Genomic DNA, 19,450 nt, shown 5'->3' with positions numbered 1-19,450 from the left:
TGATACTATAATTTATGGGGAAAATAAAAAAAATAGCAGTTATGACTTCTGGAGGAGATGCTCCAGGAATGAATGCAGCAATAAGGTCTGTTGTAAGAACTTGTGCTTATTACCGTGCAGAATGTATGGGTATTTACAGAGGGTATCAAGGTTTGATAGAGGATGATTTAGTACCTTTTACAGCAAGAAGTGTCAATAATATAATTAATAAAGGTGGTACGGTATTAAAAACGGCACGATCTAACGATTTTAGAACAAAAGAAGGGCGTAAAAAAGCGTATGAAAACCTATTAAAGCATAAGGTAGATGCATTGGTAGTTATTGGTGGAGACGGTTCTTTCACAGGTGGAGTGGTTTTTAATAAAGAATTTAATTTTCCAATAATAGGTATTCCTGGAACTATAGACAATGATATTTTTGGAACAACTCATACTATAGGTTATGATACTGCTTTAAATACTGCTGTTGAGGCAATTGATAAAATTAGAGACACAGCATCATCACATAATAGACTTTTTTTTGTAGAGGTAATGGGTAGAGATGCAGGTTTTATAGCTTTAAACGCAGGGGTTGGTGCAGGAGCTGAAGAAATTTTAATTCCTGAAGAAAATTTAGGATTAGAGCGTATGTTAGAATCGTTAAAGAAAAGTCGTAGAACAGGTAAGTCATCTAGTATTGTAGTTGTTTCTGAAGGAGACAAAACAGGTAAAAATGTTTTTGAATTAGCAGATTATGTTGAAAAAAATATGCCAACTTATGAAGTTAGAGTTGCTGTTTTAGGGCATATGCAAAGAGGGGGAGCTCCTTCATGTTTTGATAGAGTTTTGGCAAGTAAATTAGGTGTAAAAGCAGTAGAGTTATTATTAGATGGGCAAACAAATTTAATGGTTGGGTTACAAAATAATAATGTTATTACAACAGGTTTAGAAAAAGCAATCAAAGGTCATAATAATATTGATATGGAACTTTTAAGAGTTTCTGATATTATGACTACATAAATTTGAATTAAGAATATTAAATAGTTAAACAATGATAAAAGTAGGAATTAACGGATTTGGTAGAATAGGGAGGTTAGCATTCCGTACTGCCATGAAAAGAAAAAATGTGCAAGTAGTTGCCATTAATGATTTGTTAGATGTAGAGTATTTAGCCTATCTGTTAAAGTACGATTCAGTACACGGTCGTTTTGATGGTGATGTATTAGTTAAGGATGGAAACTTAGTTGTAAACGAGCAAGTTATTAGAATTACAGCTGATAAAAACCCTGAAAATTTAAAATGGGATGAGGTCGAAGCAGAATATATTATAGAAGCAACAGGTTTTTTTACAGATAAAGATAAAGCTATGTTACATATAATAGGAGGTGCCAAAAAAGTAATTATTTCAGCACCTTCAAAAGATGCTAATATGTACGTAATGGGTGTGAATCATAGAGATTTAAAAGCAAATGAAGTTGTTTTTTCTAATGCTTCTTGTACTACAAATTGTTTAGCTCCGTTAGTGAAAATTATTAATGATACTTACGGATTAACTGAGGGGTTAATGACTACAGTACATGCGGCTACATCTACACAAAATACTGTTGATGGGCCTAATAAAAAGTGGAGGCGAGGTCGTTCAGCAGTTAATAATATTATTCCTACATCAACAGGAGCTGCAAATGCAGTAACAAAAGTGATTCCAGCTATGAAAGGAAAGTTGTCAGGTATGGCTGTTCGTGTTCCTGTAGCAGATGTCTCTTTAATAGATTTAACGTTTAAAACAGCAAAAGCAACATCGTTAAAAAAAATAATGGAAACATTAAAATTGGCTTCAGAGAATGAATATAAAGGAATAATTGGATATACTGAAGATGAGGTTGTGTCTCAAGACTTTGTTTCAGAAACAAGAACTTCCATTATTGATGCTAAGGCAAGTTTAGAGCTGAATGAAAATTTTTTTAAAGTAATTTCTTGGTATGATAATGAGTTTGGTTATGCTACAAAAATTGTTGATTTGTTAGAGTATTCAGCAGCTTTATAAATTTAATATTAAAAATTTTATATAAAATAAAACCTACGATTAGTAGGTTTTTTTGTTTTTTTAAAAAAAAGTGAAAGAAATGTTAAATTTAATGAATAAAATAGCAATATTTATTTAAAATGAAATAAATATTGCTATTTTATTGAGTTTAATAAATTGCTATAAATAAACTTAAAATATATACTTATCAGTTATATGTATGCTAATTAATTTGGTGTTGTAACTTCCTGATATTTAATTTTAAATGTTTTTTTAAACAAAATATACCTCCATTTTACTTGTAGTAGTTGGGTGTTGTTCTGTTGGTGTAAAATTATATTGTTTTAAGTAAAAAAAATCAATTGGAATAAATGCTTTTTAATAAAAATTTTAATATGAAAAAAAAATACCCCCTACTTTTTAATATGACTTTTAGTAAAGTACTTGTTTTTTTTATTTTAATACTTACTTTATTTTCAACTAATATTTTTTCGCAAAATTGTTCTACTAACGCAGGAATACTTAATGAAGTAATATGTATTAATGATAATTTGACTTTATCAGGAAATGTTCCAAGCCCTATTCAGGGTAATACATTATGGCAACAATTAAGTGGGTCGACAGTTGTTATTGTAAATCCTAATAACCCTGTAACAGAGGTTTTAGGATACTCACCAGGTAATACATATGTATTTAGGTATTCTGTAATTTGTGGAGACGGAGTAGAATCATATCAAGATAAAACCGTAACAGTACAGCCTATAACGATAGCAGATGCTGGTCAGGATTTAGAGTTTTGTCCAGATACTCAAGGTAATATTACAGTGATAGCTAATTCACCATTACATAGTGGGGAGGTAGGTACTTGGGAAATTATTACGCCTGATAATCCGGCAGGACTTACAATTGATTTTCCTAATTCATCAATAACCACTCTAACAATACCAAGTACATCATGTGGGGTTACTACAATTGCCTGGGTTATTAATGGTCAAGAATACTCGCCAGGTTTAAGATGTACATCTAGATCAGAAATAAATATAACTAATTTAGGAGGAGTAACACCTGTTTCGGCAGGTAATGATCAAGAATTAGGAAATTGTTATACAACAACACAATCAACTTCTTTATTTGCAACATATGGAGGGTGTTTATTAAATGGTCAACAAGGTACTTGGAGTTTTGTTAGTGGACCTTCATTTCCTATTTTTAAAGATAAGAATGATTCTGAAACCACAGCCTCAAATTTAATAGAGGGTTCATATATATTAAAATGGACCACAGTGGGACCATGCTCATCAGCATCAGATACAATGATAATTGAAGTGCCTCCAGCGTCTCAAGATGTAACAACATTTCCTAATTCTAAAACAGAAGAAATTTTCTTATGCGCAAACGGAACTAGTAGTATAACTTTAGACGGATTGGTGCCAACTTTTGCGAATGAAGAGGTTTTTTGGGAACAAGTAGATGAAATAGGTGCGGGAGCTGTTGTAATTCCAACTACGACTTCTACGACTTTCCCTGTAACGTGAGTTAGTGCTTTTATTGAGGGGTTGAGTAATGCTAATGCCCCTTACATATTTAGGTATACAATAAGGAATAGTGAAACAGGTTGTAATACTTCTAAATTTTATAGAATACGATATAGAGGTGCGAATAGAACTATTATAGCAAATGGAGGAAATGATATTGTAGGTGCTTGTGGTGTTAACAATTTTTCATTTAACATTGTAACAACAGGGTCTGGTTATAATAGTGTAAATATAGTTAGTGGGCCACCTGAGTATTTAACAACCATAAGTCCAACGGCAACATACCCTGTTTCTATTGAAATAGATATGATAACAGATGGTTTAGATTTACCAAGTGAAGGTGTGTATACATTAGAATTTATAAGAAGTCAAGGGGGGGGTATTACCTATAGGCTGTACAGATGGGTTTGATAGTATAGATATAACAGTATCCACTTCTTCTACACAAGCAAACGCAGGAACAAGTATAAATTTGCCATGTGGTACTAATTCATTTGTTTTACAAGGTAATATACCTGATATAGGAAATACAACTTCTTGGAGTCAGATAAGTGGTCCTAATACAGCTACATTTTTTCCTAATTCATTTATAGCACAACCTACAGTTAGTGGTTTAGTTTCAGGGGAATATAAATTTAGATATAGAACGAGTGGAGGTATTAATTGTCCTGAATCAGAATCATTTGTAACTCTTTATGTAAATAATAGTAGTTTAACTAATTCTTTAGGCGGAGTAGATAAAGATATTTGTGTAAGCTCTCCTGCTTATATGACAGCTAGTGTACCATCAACAGGAGAGCAAGGTACATGGTCTTATATATCAAGTAATCCATCAGTATCAGATGTTATTGTTTTTTCAGATATTCATGATCCTGAAGCAGTAGTTACAGGTTTTGATAGTAGTAATACAAACTACACATTAAGGTGGACAATTGACTATACAAATCCAGGTACGGGCTGTTCTTTAGGTAATTTTGATGATGTTGTTGTTAGTACTTCTAATGTGCAAAGTCCTACAGTAGCTAATGCCGGAGTTGATGGTTGTTTTTCTGTATCTCAGACATTTTTTAATCTTTCAGCTAATTCAACAAATCCATTAGAGATTACAGAAGTTGGAACATGGACAACATCGGCAACAAATGTAGTTATTGTTAACCCTAATGATCCTAACTCACAAGTTACTATTTTAGGCCCAGGTTTAGCAACATTTATATGGACAATTGAAGACCCTAGTACCGGATGTTCACCTACTTTTGATAAGGTAGCTATAAATATAGCAGACATACCTACAGCGATAGCTGGATCGGATCAATTAGCACTTTGTTCAAGTATGGCAATAATGTCAGCAACAATGTCAGCAGGCGCTTCAGGAACATGGTCTTATGTTTCAGGACCAGGAGGGTTTTCTTTTTCAGACATAAATAACCCGAATACAATTATAAATTTTATATTAAGCGGAACTTATACTTTTGAATGGTTGGTAGAGGCTGGAGATTGTGGTTCAAACTCCGATACTGTAGTAATTGAAGTAAATTTGCCAGTTTCTAATGCATCAATAACGCCATTAGCAAGTCCAATTTGTGATAATAATATTACATTAACAGGTAGTGGTTTTGATCCTTTTACTGAAAAAGTTTCATGGACATTATTATCAGGCGCACCTAATACTCCAAATATAATATCACCAGATAGTCAATCAACATCAATAAATCAACTTGTAACAGGAACTTATGTGTTTAATTATCAAATAAAAAAATTAGATCACTTAAATGATAGCTGTTCAGTTTCAGAAAGTCAAATAACTATAGAGGTTCAAGCTCCAGCTAATGCAGGTCCTAATAGCATGGTTTTTTGTGATGTTAAAAATGTCTTATTAGAGGGTACAGAAAATACAATAGGTACTTGGTCTTATGCACCAGGTTCACCTACATCAGGAGCAATTACTCCAATAAGTGATTACGCAGCTAATGTACAATTAACACCCAATGTAATACCTTATATACTTCGTTATACTGTTGCTGGTGTTGCTGGTTGTTCGACAACAAGTGATGATATAGAAATAACTATAGATGAAGTTCCTGGTCCAGCACCTGATGCAGGTGCGCCTCAGCATTTATGTTTAAGTGAATTAGCAGTTGCTAATCAAATAACTTTATCAGCATTAAATACGCCTAATTCAGGAACAGGAACTTGGATAAATACCTTTAAGCCAGAAACAGCACCTGAACCAGTTATTATAAGCCCAAATTCACAAATAACAAATGTTGATAATGTAAATACACCAGGTTTATATGTTTTTGAGTGGGTTTTTGAGAATGGAGTATGTGAAAAATTAGCAGATCCAGTACGTATAATAATGTATGAATCACCTAGTGTTGCAAATGCAGGTTCTGATGATTTAGCGGCTTGTGCATTAACTTATACAACGGCAGCAGTTTTTGATATTAATTCAGTGCCTTCACCAGTAGGAATCGGAACATGGTCAATTGTGTCTTTTACACCTAAAGGAAGCGCTACACCTGCTGCTATAGTGCCTGTAACAAGTATTGATAGCCCTAATAATCCAATTACTAGTTTAATTGATATAGAATTAGGAACTTATGTTTTAGAATGGATGGTTAGTAATGGGCCATGTACCTCTAATTCAGATACAATTTCGGTAACATTTAATAATGAAGTACCAACTTTGGCTAATGCAGGTCCTGATCAAGAATTATGTGGAGTTGATCAAATAAATTTTCAAGCTACTCCATTAACAAGTGGAATAGGTACGTGGACACAAGCGGCAACAAACCCTACAGGAGCAAATATTACATCGCCTAATAATCCAGCATCATTAGTTTTAGGATTATCAACTGGGTCTTATGAATTTATTTGGACTACTACAACATCAGGAAATGATGGATGTGAATTTACAGATTCTGTTATAATAGATATTTTAGGAGAAACAATTACAGCTAATGCTGGTTTAGATCAATGTTTAGCAGAATTTAGTAATGTAGTTTTAGATGCTAATACACCAACGGCACCAGAAGTTGGTGTATGGAATCAAATTTCAGGTCCTTCTTCTGCAAATTTTATAGATGTTAATGATCCAAGTACTGCTGTTGGAGGACTTGTTGTTGGTACCTATGAATTTCAATGGACAGTAATAAACGGTGTGTGTACATCTGTTTCAGATACTGTGTCGGTTGAAATAAAAGGTAATGCTGATCTAGAATTAACAAAATCAGTAACGCCATTATCGGCTAATGTTGGTGATACAGTAACTTTTCAAATAAATATTTTTAATAATAATGCTTTAGTTACAAATGGCGATGCTACAGGTGTATCTGTTGAAGACATCTTACCTGTTGGTTTTGATTTAGTTCCAGGAAGTACAAATTTTGGAGGTTCTTATGATTTAGGAACAAAAAAAATAACATGGTCTAATTTAAGTATAAACAGTGGTGCTACAGTTTCTTTAATATATAAAGCAGTAGTTGCTTTAACAGGACCATATGTTAATAAAGCACAAATTACAGCATCAGATCAATTTGATATCGATAGTAGTCCTTTGGAAGATAATAATGTTGATGATTTATTAGATGGTGTTTTAGATGATGATGAAGCAACAGCTACAGTAACAATTCAATCGGTTGATTTAGCTTTAAATAAATCAGTATTTCCAACATCAGCAAATGTTGGAGATATAGTTGATTTTACAATTAACGTAATAAATCAAGATTTAGAAACAGCAACAAATGTTCTTGTTACTGATAAATTACCCTCAGGATACACATATTTAAGTGATAATAGCGGAGGTAATTATAATTATATAACAGGTGTTTGGAATGTTGGTAATGTTACAAACTCTGGAGCATCTATTGTAATAAAGGCAAGTGTAAATATACCTTCTGGTGCTGTAAATGAATATAAGAACATTGCTGAGATTATAGGCAGTGATCAGTTTGATCCAGATAGTATTGTTAATAATGATGATGGCGATCAGAGTGAAGATGATGAAAGTAATGTAAGTACTCCTACGCCACAAATAGCAGATTTAAGTTTAGCAAAGAGTGTAAGTACTGTAGCACCAAATGTAGGTGATACCGTAACCTTTACTTTAACGATACGTAATGATGGCCCTAGTGCAGCTACTGGCGTAAGTATTTCAGATGTTGTACCAGTAGGTTATAGCGGGCTATCGAACCCTAATACAGTTGGAGGCGTAACAGGAGTTATCGCAACCAATACAGTAAGTTGGACAGGTTTAAGTGTTCCAAGTTTAGGATTTATAACGTTAACTTTTGACGCCGTTGTAGCTGCTCCAACAGGAGTTGCCAATGAATATTTAAATGAGGCACAAATCACGGGCAGTGATCAGTTTGATCCAGATAGTGATCCAACAACAGGCTTAGGTGTTGATGATAATGGTGATGGTATAGCAGATGATGATGAAGATAGTATTGCAGTAATTCCACAGCGTTCAGATTTAAGTATTTTAAAGACTATAAGTGATTCAAGTCCAAACGTAGGCGATACGGTAACCTTTACCTTAACGGTTACCAATGCTGGACCCGATGTTGCAACAGGCGTTGTTATCTCGGATTTAGTACCAAATGGTTATACTTTAGGAACTATAAATAATGGAGGTATTACTACATTAAACAGTATTTCATGGACAGGTTTAACCGTTCCAAGTACCAATGGAAGTATTAGTTTAAGCTATCAAGCTACGGTAAATGCACCAGGCGTTGGTATCAGTTATACGAATTCAGCACAGATTACAGGCAGTGATCAGTTTGATCCAGATAGTGATCCAAGTGCAGATGGAAGTGTAGATGATTTATCAGATGGTATTTCAGATGATGATGAGATTAGTGTAACGCCAGTAATAGCGCAAGCAGATTTAAGTATTAGTAAAGGATTATCAAGTGGAAGCGCTACTCCAAATGTAGGCGATGTTTTAGTTTTCGAATTAACGATAAACAACGCAGGGCCAAGTGTTGCCACAGGCGTTGCAGTAACCGATGTATTACCAACAGCGGGTTATATTTTAGGAACGGTTAATAATGGCGGAACCAAAACAGTTAATACCGCAAGTTGGAGTAATTTAAGTATTCCAAGTGGCGGATTAATTACCTTAACATATGAGGCAACCGTTTTAGCGCCAACCGGAGCCACGGATCAATATAAGAATGTAGCTCAAATTACGGCAAGTGATCAGTTTGATCCTGATAGTGATCCAACGGTTGCTCAAAGTACTACCGATGAAGATGATGATACCGACTTTAGTGTATCTCCTCAAACATCAGATTTAAGTTTATTAAAAAGTGTTGTTGATGTTAACGCCAATAATATAGAGGTAGGCGATGTCTTAACCTTTACGGTTGCTTTAAGTAATGGAGGTGTAAATGCTGCGACAGGAGTAAGTGTATCGGATGTTTTACCAGTTGGTTATAGTTTGGTACCAGGAAGTATCGCAAATGGAGGTGTTTATAATACCGGAGCTACTACGATAAATTGGGATAATTTAACAGTAGCTTTAACAGGTTTAAATTTAACCTATCAAGTAACCGTAAACCCTCCAACAGGAACGGCAAATGAATATCTAAACCAAGCACAGGTTACAGGCAGTGATCAGTTTGATCCAGACAGTACCCCAGGAAATGATGATGGCGATCAGAGTGAGGATGATGAAGATTCTGAAACAGTTGTTCCCGCTCAGGCAGATTTATCTTTAAGCAAAGTACCAAGTAATCTTACCCCAAATATAGGCGATGTAGTTACCTATATGGTAACCATTACTAATGATGGAACAAGTGATGCTACGGGAGTTTCAGTATCAGATACAGTTCCAAACGGCTTACAAATTGTTACTGTAAATAATGGCGGACTTCAGACAAGTAATGTCATAAATTGGTCAGGCTTAAATGTATCGTCTACTATAGGAAGTAATACATTAGAAGTAACTTATACCGCATTAGTATTATCACCAGGAGTTGGCGTAAGTTATAATAATATAGCAGAGATCACAGGAAGTGATCAATTTGATTCAGATAGTACACCAGGAAATGATGATGGTGATCAGAGTGAAGATGATGAAGTAGCTTCATTAATCACGCCACAAATAGCAGATTTAAGTTTAGAGAAGAGTGTAAGTACTGTAGCACCAAATGTAGGTGATACCGTAACCTTTACTTTAACGATACGTAATGATGGTCCTAGTGCAGCTACAGGCGTAAGTGTATCAGATGTTGTACCAGTAGGTTATAGCGGGCTATCTAACACAAATATAGTTGGAGGCGTACCAGGAGTTATCGCAAGCAATACGGTAAGTTGGACAGGATTGAATGTTCCAAGTTCAGGATTTATAACATTAAGTTTTGAAGCCGTTGTAGACGCACCAACGGGAGTTGTTAACGAATATTTAAATGAGGCAGAAATCACAGGAAGTGATCAGTTTGATCCAGATAGTGATCCAACAACAGGCTTAGGTGTTGATGATAATGGCGATGGAATTAGTGATGATGATGAGGATAGTATATCAGTATTACCACAAACGTCTGATTTAAGTATTTTAAAGACGATAAGTGATTCGAGTCCAAATGTAGGCGATACGGTAACCTTTACCTTAACGGTTACCAATACTGGACCTGATGTTGCTACAGGCGTTATGATTTCAGATTTACTGCCTAATGGATACAGTTTAGGTACTATAAATAATGGCGGTATTGCTACGTTAAACAGTATTTTATGGACAGGTTTAACTGTTCCAAGTACCACTGGAAGCATTAGTGTAAGCTATCAGGCTACGGTAAATGCACCAGGGGTTGGTATCAGTTATACGAATTCAGCACAGATTACAGGCAGTGATCAGTTTGATCCTGATAGTGATCCAAGTGAAGATTCAAGTGTTGATGATAATGGAGATGGTATTTCAGATGATGATGAGATTAGTGTAACGCCAGTAATAGCGCAAGCAGATTTAAGTTTAGAAAAATCTGTTATTGATGGAGATACCACACCATTAATAGGAACAGAAATTACTTTTGAAATAAAAGTAACTAATGATGGACCGCAAGATGCCACAGGAGTTCAGGTTAGAGATTTATTACCGTCTGGTTATGACTTTGTATTATTTAGCTCAACAGAAGGTTCTTATAATCAATCAACAGGACTTTGGACTGTAGGTAATATTGCTAGCGGAACAACAGAAACATTATTAATAGATGTTTTAGTAAATCCATCAGGCGATTATTTAAATATTGCCGAAGTAATAGCATCTGATGTTTTTGATATGGACTCTACGCCAAATAATGATGATGGAGATCAGAGTGAAGATGACGAAGCAAATGCAATTGTTACTCCAGTAATATCAGTATCAGATTTAAGTTTAGAAAAATCTGTTATTGATGGAGATACCACACCATTAATAGGAACAGAAATTACTTTTGAAATAAAAGTAACTAATGATGGACCGCAAGATGCCACAGGAGTTCAGGTTAGAGATTTATTACCGTCTGGTTATGACTTTGTATTATTTAGCTCAACAGAAGGTTCTTATAATCAATCAACAGGACTTTGGACTGTAGGAAATATTGCAAGTGGAACAACAGAAACATTATTAATAGATGTTTTAGTAAATGCATCAGGAGATTATTTAAATGTTGCCGAAGTAATAGCATCTGATGTTTTTGATATGGACTCTACGCCAAATAATGATGATGGAGACCAGAGTGAAGACGATGAAGCAAATGCAATCGTAACTCCAGTAATATCAGTAGCAGATATATCATTAACAAAAGAAGTTGTAGATGGTGATGTAACACCTTTAGTTGGCGAAGAAATTACTTTTAAGTTGACAGTTACTAATGATGGACCAGAAACTGCAACAGGTATTCAAGTAACAGACCTTCTTCCTTCAGGATATGACTTTTTAACTTTTAGTTCATCTGCAGGAACTTATAATGAAGTTACAGGAGTTTGGATGGTTGGTAGTTTAATAAATGGCGCATCAGAAACATTATTGATAGATGTTGAAGTTAATCCGACAGGAGTTTATTTAAATACCGCAGAAGTAACAGGGGCTAATGTTGTTGATAATGACTCAACACCAAATAATGGAATTATTAAAGAAGATGATTATGCTGAAGCTTTTACAACACCAATACAAAAGGTAGCAGATTTATCAATATCTAAAACAACAGTAGGAGGCATCACAAATGCTCAACCTGGAGATGAATTACGTTTCCAAATAACGGTAAGTAATGCAGGGCCAGATAATGCTACAAATGTAGAAGTTATGGATTTATTACCAGTAGGTTTTATGTATGAACAATTTAGTGCAACTTCGGGTAGTTATAATAAAAATACTGGAATTTGGACAGTTGATGATATACCTGCAACAGGTTCTCAAACATTATTTATAGATGTAACTGTTAATTCGCCTGCTAATGTTGTAAATGAATTTGTAAATGCAGCAGAAATTATAAGTACAGATCAAATAGACCCTGATAGTAATGTTACTGAAGGAAGTATTATTGATGATTTAAATGATGGAATATTAGATGATGATGAAACTAGTTTTACTGTTTTAGTAGGAATAGCTGATTTAAGTTTAATAAAATCTGTAAGTAATACGAATGCTAATGTAGGTGAAGTTGTAACATTTACACTTCAAGTAAATAATAACGGGCCTAATGTTGCCACAGGAGTAGCTATAATTGATGTTATACCAGAAGGGTATAGTAATGTAACAGCTATAAGTAATAGTGGTACGTTAAACAATAATAATATATTATGGTCTAACTTAAATATTCCTTTAACAGGAACAACAATTACATATCAAGCCACAGTTAATATACCTACTGAGCAAATTGGAGAGTATTTAAATATAGCTCAAATAGTAGCATCAAATCAATTTGATCCGAATAGTACTCCTGATAATGATGATGGAGATCAAAGTGAAAACGACGAAACAAGTATCGTTATAAATACGCCAACTACTGATATTGCTATAGAAAAAACAGTAGATATAGTAAGTCCAGCAATAGGAGATGTTATTAACTTTACAATTACTGCAGTTAATAATGGAAACTTAAGTGCAACAACAATAGAGGTATTAGAAGTTTTACCAGCTGGTTATGAGTTTATATCATCAGTGGCTACAGCGGGTAGTTATAATCATGAAACTCATATATGGAGTATTCCAGAAGTAGTTGCTAACTCTTTAGAAATGTTAGAAATAAAAGTAAAAGTACTTGATGTTGATGATTATGTAAATACCGCATTATTACAATCATTAGATCAAATTGATACAGATGTAACAAACGATTCTGGTAATGTAACAATAGCACCTAAGTGTTTAAAAATACATGAGAAATTTTCTCCGAATGGAAATGATAAAAACAATGTGTTTTATATTGATTGTATAAACAATTATCCAAATAACAAATTAAAAATTTATAACAGATGGGGTAATATAGTTTATTCAAAAAATGGTTATGATAATACGTTTAAAGGAATATCAAACGGAAGAGCAGTATTAAGTAAAGATAAAAAATTACCAGTAGGTACTTATTATTATGTATTAGACTTAGGTGATGGATCTGCTCCAAAATCTGGATGGGTATATTTAGCAAGATAAAAATTGGACTATGAAAAAATCAATTAAAAAAATAAAAATGTTTGTAAAGCTTAAAATATTATTTATAGTTACTTTAACTTTGGTTACTATAAATTGTAATGCTCAGCAAGACCCTCAGTATACAAATTATATGTATAATACATTATCTGTAAACTCAGCATATGCAGGTTCAAGAGGTCATTTATCAGTTATGGCTTTACATAGAACTCAATGGGTTGGGTTAGATGGAGCTCCACAAACACAATCATTAAGTATAGAATCTCAAATAGGTAGCAATTTAGGTTTAGGAGTTTCATTTGTAAATGATCGTTTAGGACCTTCAAAAGAGTATTATTTAGATGCAAATTTATCTTATACGATAAAGCTAAATAATAAAAATAAACTTTCCTTTGGAATGAAGTTAGGAGGAAGACTTTTAAATGTTGATTTGTTTGATGGTTTTCAAGAAGATTCTGATGTTGCGTCAATAAATAATAAATTTTTACCTACAATTGGAGCTGGTATATACTGGCGTAATGATAAAAGTTATATAGGATTGTCGGTGCCTAATTTTTTAAGAGAAAATACTTTTGATAGAAATAATTTTAGCACTAATAATTATGATGTTACAACAGAACGATTACATTACTTTTTAATAGGAGGTAAGGTATTTGATTTAACATCAAACATAAAATTCAAGCCAGCTTTTTTAGGAAAGTTTGTAACAGGAGCACCTGTTATTGTAGATTTATCAGCAAATTTTATGTTTTATGAATCTTTACGATTAGGAGTAGCTTACCGTTGGGATGATTCTTTTAGTGGTTTATTAGGACTTCAACTAAGTCCAAAACTTTTATTAGGATATTCTTATGATTTAACAACAACACGTTTAGGTGATTTTAATTCTGGAACACATGAAATAATGTTACGTTTTGAATTAATAACTAAAGAACAACAATTAAAATCGCCACGTTTCTTTTAAAAAACTAAAGTATGAAAAAAATAATTACAGCAATCATAATTATATGTGCCATTAGTTTTTCTTACGCACAAAATATAAAGATAGATTCAATACAGGCTAACGATAGCATATTTAAAAAACAAGTATCTGTTAAAAGTTCAACAACTAAAGCAGATAAGTTGTTTAAGCAAATGTGGTATAAAGAATCAGCAAGTTTGTACGAGGCAAAGCTTCATCAATTAGAAAAAAATAAAAAATCTTTTAGCCAAGAAAGAAATAAAGATTATTTAAGAATATTAAAAAAAGCAGGAGATTCTTATTTTTTTAATACCGATATGAAAAATGCCGCCATATGGTATGAAAAACTAGTTTCTAATTTTTATTCAACCGTAAATTCTGAATATCTATTTAGATATGCGCATAGTTTACAAGGAATAGGTAAATATAGAGAAGCCAAGAGGTGGATGAAAGAATTTTCTAAAAAAGTAAAAAAAGAAGATGATAGAAGCCTAAATTTTAATCAGCAAGAAATTACTGTAGAAGATATTTTAAATATAGAGCCTAAATTTATGTTGAAAAATTTATCAATAAATACTGAAAACTCTGATTTTGGAGCTATGTATTATAAAGATAAATTAATTTACTCATCAGCTATTGATACATCAAATTATCATACAAGAGTTTATCATTGGAATGAACAACCATTTTTAAATATGTTTATTAGTACACCAAATGAAATAGAATCTGACGTATACAAAAATGGAGAGTTTTCAGAAAATTTAAATACAAGATATCATGAAGCTACACTAGCTTTTACACCTAATCATAAAAAGGTATATTTTACAAGAAATAATTATGATGGAAAATTAGGAAGAGACGATAACGGAACAAATCATTTAAAATTATATACTGCCGATTTAATTACATCAGAAAAAGATAGTACTCAAAATTGGAAAAATGTAAAAGAGCTGCCTTTTAATAGCGAAAATTATTCTGTAGGTCATCCAACAATAAGTACTGATGGAAAATTATTGTATTTTGTTTCTGATATGCCTGGATCAATAGGTAGCACAGATATTTTTGTTGTTGATATTATTGAAGGTTATGAAGAAGAAAAAGATAGTAGTTATGTTAAATATTCAAAACCTAGAAATTTAGGAGAAAAAATTAACACAGCTGGTAGAGAAATGTTTCCTTATATAACAGATAATAATCTTTATTTTGCTTCTGATGGTTTATTGGGGCTTGGTGGATTAGATGTTTTTCAGAGTGAAATAACCGAAAATATTTTTCAAAATCCAATAAACTTAGGAGCTCCTTTAAATAGTAAAATGGATGATTTTTCATTTATTATTAAAGAAGCTAAAAATACAGGGTATGTATCATCAAACAGGCTTTCAGGTAAAGGAGATGATGATATTTACTCATTTGTAAGAACACCACCTATTGAAAAACTAATACCTTTGCCAATTATAAAAGAAGAATTACCCTTGTGTGAGCAATCAATAAATGGTCATGTATCTAATACTATTACAGGTGAAAGAATTTCAAATGTAAAGATGGTTTTATTTGATGAAAAAGGTAACCAGTTAGAAAAAACAATAACAAATATTGGTGGAGCTTATAGGTTCAATACGACGTTAAATTGTGATACAAAATATAGAGTAGAAGCTTCAAAAACAGGTTACGGATTAAAAGTAAAACCTGTTATTACAGAGAAAGAAAATGGAGAAACCATAGTTGAATTAGGTTTAAAAACATTAAATAGACTTATAGTAGAAGAAGGAGGTGTTTTAAAAATTAAAATAGATATTATTTATTTTGATTTAAATAAATCATTTATTAGAAATGATGCTGGAATTGAATTAAATAAAATACTTGTTTTAATGCTAGAATATCCAGAAATGGTTATAAAAATTGAATCTCATACTGACGCTAGAGGTTCTGATAGAAGTAATTTTAGTTTATCAGACAGAAGAGCCAAATCAACTAGAGATTATTTAATAAGTAAAGGTATTGGTGCTAACAGAATTGAGAGTGCAAATGGTTATGGAGAAACTCGTTTAATTAATCATTGTTCAAATGGAGTTCGTTGTTCTGAAACAGAACACCAATTTAATAGAAGATCTGAATTTATTATTGTAAAAATGTAATTAAAATAAATAAAAGTTAATAAAAAAGAGTTCTGAATTTTTAAATTCAGAACTCTTTTTTATTAAAATAAAAGCTATTATTTAATAGCAATCATGCTAATTTCTACATTTACAAATTTTGGTAAATTAGCAACTTCTACAGTTTCTCTTGCAGGAGCAGTTGCTTCATCAAAATATTTAGCATAAACACTATTTATTTTACTAAAATTATTCATGTCAGAAATAAAAATAGAAGTTTTTACCACATTTTCAAAAGTCATATCAGCAGCAGCTAAAACTTCTTTCATGTTTTCCATTACCTGTTTTGTTTCTATTTCAATAGTATCTAATACTAATTCTCCATTTTCAGGGTTAAAAGCAATTTGACCAGAAGTATATAAGGTGTTTCCACTTAAAACAGCTTGATTATATGGGCCAATAGGAGCTGGAGCTTTATCTGTAGTAATAATTTTTTTCATTTTTTATAGTTTTAAAATTGTGTTTTAATAATTAAAATAATACTTTATCTGGTGGTTTGTTTTTATCCCATTTTAAATCACTTAATACAGATGATTTTACTCCAATAAAAAAGTTATAGGAAGTTCTTGGTCCAAAAGGTGTCCATCCAAAGTTTAAACGCCAACTATCTAAATCTCTAGAAAAGTTTAAACGAGTATGTGTAAAACCATTATCTTTAATATCATATCCTGAATTAAAACCAACACCCCATTTAGGTGATAATTCTACATTACCACTAAACATTAAAGAGTTTCCTCCAATACCACTTTTTAAACCTGTATTGAAGTAACTCATGGTGTAAGTTAGGTTTAGTGTCCAAGGAATTTTAGTTTTATATAATTCGGTTTCTTTTGTTTGGTTTTCTTCGTTGTTTTGTTTGTTTTTTATGTTACTAGAAAAATCATTAGATAATGAGGTGTTTTGACCAAATAAATCAGGAGTGTTTTGAGCTCCATTACCGCTATTATTATCTTCTTCTTTTTCCTTTTGAAAGTCTTTACTAGATAATGAGTAGTTTGCTGAAACACCTACTGTTTCTACTCTAAATAAATTAGTGTTAAATTTATTTATTTGAGCTCCTTTTTTATCAATTTGATAAGGGTCTAAAGACATATTAGCATTTAAAGCTAATTTGTCTTTAAATAACCGTGTTCCGGCACTAACAGAAACATTACTCCAACGAATACTATCTTTAGTAATGTCGTACCTAGTACTAAAGTTTAGGTTATTAAGTAATGTTATTTTTTTATCATCTTCATCACTATTAGGATCTTTTGGAGCCATTTTAGCTTCCAAAACATTATTTACAGAAATACCAATTGAATTAGAGATTCCACTACCAGGTGTGCCATAAATACCTCCTGTAAATGGTGAGTAGGTAAGTAAATCAGTAGGATCTAAATTTTGTTGTACCTGTAGGTCGTAATTTTCAGCAAAATTAGGCCTGTACGCATAAGAAATAGAAGGTCTAATAGTGTGTCTAATTGCTTTTAATCGACCTTTCTTAAAGTTAAACGTTCCGTATATGTTTGTAGATAATGAAGCTGAAAAACTATAGTCATGAAAACGATTAAAACCACTTATTGTATCGTTTACTGCAGCACCTAAATTATTATTAGTGTTTAGAGCATTAGGGTCGTATCTTTTATTAATTTTATCAAAGTACCAAACATCTTTGTAGTTAGCACTTGGTGATATGGTAAAATATTTGAAAGCTTTTATGTTTGTATTTGCGCTTAAGTTATGTTGAATTCCTTTTTTAGCAGTTTGAAACATTTTATCAGTTAAAAACTCATTATCCGTAGTGTTTATTTCATATTTACCTTGCATGCTGTAATTTAACCCTATTTTTTGTATAGGATTATTTTTAACACCACCTTTACCTGTAAACGGATAAATACGATCCATATTTAATTGTAAAGAAGGAAGGGTCATGGTTATTTGTTCAGTATTTGTGTTTTGAGAATGTCCTAATGTTACATTTACATTAAATGGTGTGCCAACAAATTTTTTGTAATATGAAACAGATGAGTTTAAGGTGTTGGTTAAAAACTGAGAATTATTTAATTCATTTAATGATTGTCTATAGTATGTGCTACTACCTAAATTAACAGAAGCAGAAAAACGAGAGTTAGGGCTCGATTTAGTATCTTGACTATGGCTCCAACGTATATTAAAATTTGATGATTTACTATAGGTACTTAAGCCTTTAATTCCTTGTATTAGGTTTTCAAAACGCGCATTAAAATTACCACTAAATTTATAACGAACATAATAGTTAGATTCGGCTCCTAGTCCCCAGCTACCATTAGTATACAAATCTGCTAAAACACTTAAATCAAAATAATCACTTAAAGCAAAGTAGTACCCACCATTTTGTAAAAAGAAACCTTGATTGTTACTATCTCCCCATGATGGAATTATAAAACCAGAAGTTTGTTTATCAGTTAAAGGAAAATAAGCAAAAGGTAAATATATAGGGGTAGGTACATCAGCTAAAACAAGATTACTACCACCTACTATTATTTTTTTACCAGGTACTAATTTTGCTTTACTTGTTTGTATATAATAATCAGGTATTTTCTTTTTAGAGGTTGTAAAACGTAATTTACGCATGTAAATAGTAGAATCGTTTACTCGTTTAGTTTTTTCGGCATAAGTTATAATACCTCCTTGAACAGTTTTTACACCATATACAAGTGCTTTTTTTGTTTTGAAATTAAAAAGAATTGAATCTTGTTCAGATTCTTGTGTTCCTTGTTTAAAAATGGGTCTTTGATGGTACCCTAAACTATCTTTTATACCTTTAGCATAAACGGTATTATTTTTATAATCAAGTATAATAATTCCAGCTTTTAAATCAATATCGGTATAAATTACTTGTGCATTATTATATAAGGTTATCGTTTTATTTTTTGCATTCTGAATAGTATAATCTTCAGCATTATGCGTAATAATGCCTTCAATCACCTCCTTAGGTTTTATTGAATCGGTTACAGTACTTTTTTGTTTTATATTAAGTAATGATTCTTTTTTTAAATCAATTAAAGTATCTTTTGAAGTAGTTGAAAATTCTTTTTTTTGTGCTTTTTTAGTATTGATAATTGGCTTATCAATATATTGAGCTATACTAATTTGATAACAAAAAAGATAGAAAACTAAAAGTATGTGAGTTAGATTTGTTCGCAATGTG

General features: G+C 32.1%; 9 protein-coding genes. 7 read left to right on the top strand and 2 right to left on the bottom strand.

Annotated elements, in window-relative coordinates; all coding sequences use genetic code 11:
* Nucleotides 1-14 precede the first annotated feature (14 nt).
* The 7 genes from pfkA (at nucleotide 15) to ACN5J4_RS03265 (ending at nucleotide 16,260) form a co-directional block, all read left to right on the top strand.
* On the top strand, nucleotides 15-998 hold the full coding sequence (pfkA, locus tag ACN5J4_RS03295; RefSeq protein WP_418650745.1) for a 6-phosphofructokinase: 984 nt from the start codon (nucleotides 15-17) through the stop codon (nucleotides 996-998).
* Nucleotides 999-1,029: 31 nt separating this feature from the next.
* The gene (gene gap / locus ACN5J4_RS03290) at nucleotides 1,030-2,022 is read left to right on the top strand and encodes a type I glyceraldehyde-3-phosphate dehydrogenase (protein WP_418650744.1); all 993 of its coding nucleotides are present in this window, start codon (nucleotides 1,030-1,032) and stop codon (nucleotides 2,020-2,022) included.
* Between the two features lie 374 nt (nucleotides 2,023-2,396).
* Nucleotides 2,397-3,536, top strand: coding sequence for a hypothetical protein (locus tag ACN5J4_RS03285; RefSeq protein WP_418650743.1), 1,140 nt, complete (start codon nucleotides 2,397-2,399; stop codon nucleotides 3,534-3,536).
* A gap of 21 nt (nucleotides 3,537-3,557) precedes the next feature.
* A complete protein-coding gene (locus ACN5J4_RS03280; protein ID WP_418650742.1) occupies nucleotides 3,558-3,947 on the top strand; it encodes a hypothetical protein in 390 nt (129 codons plus the stop codon).
* Nucleotides 3,948-4,008: 61 nt separating this feature from the next.
* Nucleotides 4,009-13,167, top strand: a complete 9,159-nt coding sequence (locus ACN5J4_RS03275) for a gliding motility-associated C-terminal domain-containing protein (RefSeq protein WP_418650741.1) — start codon at nucleotides 4,009-4,011, stop codon at nucleotides 13,165-13,167.
* 10 nt (nucleotides 13,168-13,177) lie between these two features.
* Nucleotides 13,178-14,128, top strand: coding sequence for a type IX secretion system membrane protein PorP/SprF (locus ACN5J4_RS03270; RefSeq protein WP_418650740.1), 951 nt, complete (start codon nucleotides 13,178-13,180; stop codon nucleotides 14,126-14,128).
* A gap of 11 nt (nucleotides 14,129-14,139) precedes the next feature.
* Nucleotides 14,140-16,260 carry an OmpA family protein gene (locus tag ACN5J4_RS03265; protein ID WP_418650739.1) on the top strand — a complete coding sequence of 707 codons (2,121 nt, stop codon included), beginning with the start codon at nucleotides 14,140-14,142 and terminating at the stop codon, nucleotides 16,258-16,260.
* Between the two features lie 77 nt (nucleotides 16,261-16,337).
* Here the strand turns inward: ACN5J4_RS03265 and ACN5J4_RS03260 are convergent, their stop codons facing one another.
* Nucleotides 16,338-16,718 (bottom strand): Rid family detoxifying hydrolase, encoded by a 381-nt coding sequence (locus ACN5J4_RS03260; protein ID WP_418650738.1) that lies wholly within the window; start codon nucleotides 16,716-16,718, stop codon nucleotides 16,338-16,340.
* Nucleotides 16,719-16,749: 31 nt separating this feature from the next.
* Nucleotides 16,750-19,446, bottom strand: a complete 2,697-nt coding sequence (locus ACN5J4_RS03255) for a putative LPS assembly protein LptD (RefSeq protein WP_418650737.1) — start codon at nucleotides 19,444-19,446, stop codon at nucleotides 16,750-16,752.
* Nucleotides 19,447-19,450: the final 4 nt, after the last annotated feature.

This window comes from Tenacibaculum aestuariivivum (assembly GCF_964507685.1).
In the GTDB taxonomy this organism is placed as follows: Bacteria; Bacteroidota; Bacteroidia; order Flavobacteriales; family Flavobacteriaceae; genus Polaribacter; species Polaribacter aestuariivivum.
The sequence above is the reverse complement of the archived record's forward strand: the minus strand, read 5'-3'. Positions and strand labels throughout refer to the sequence as shown.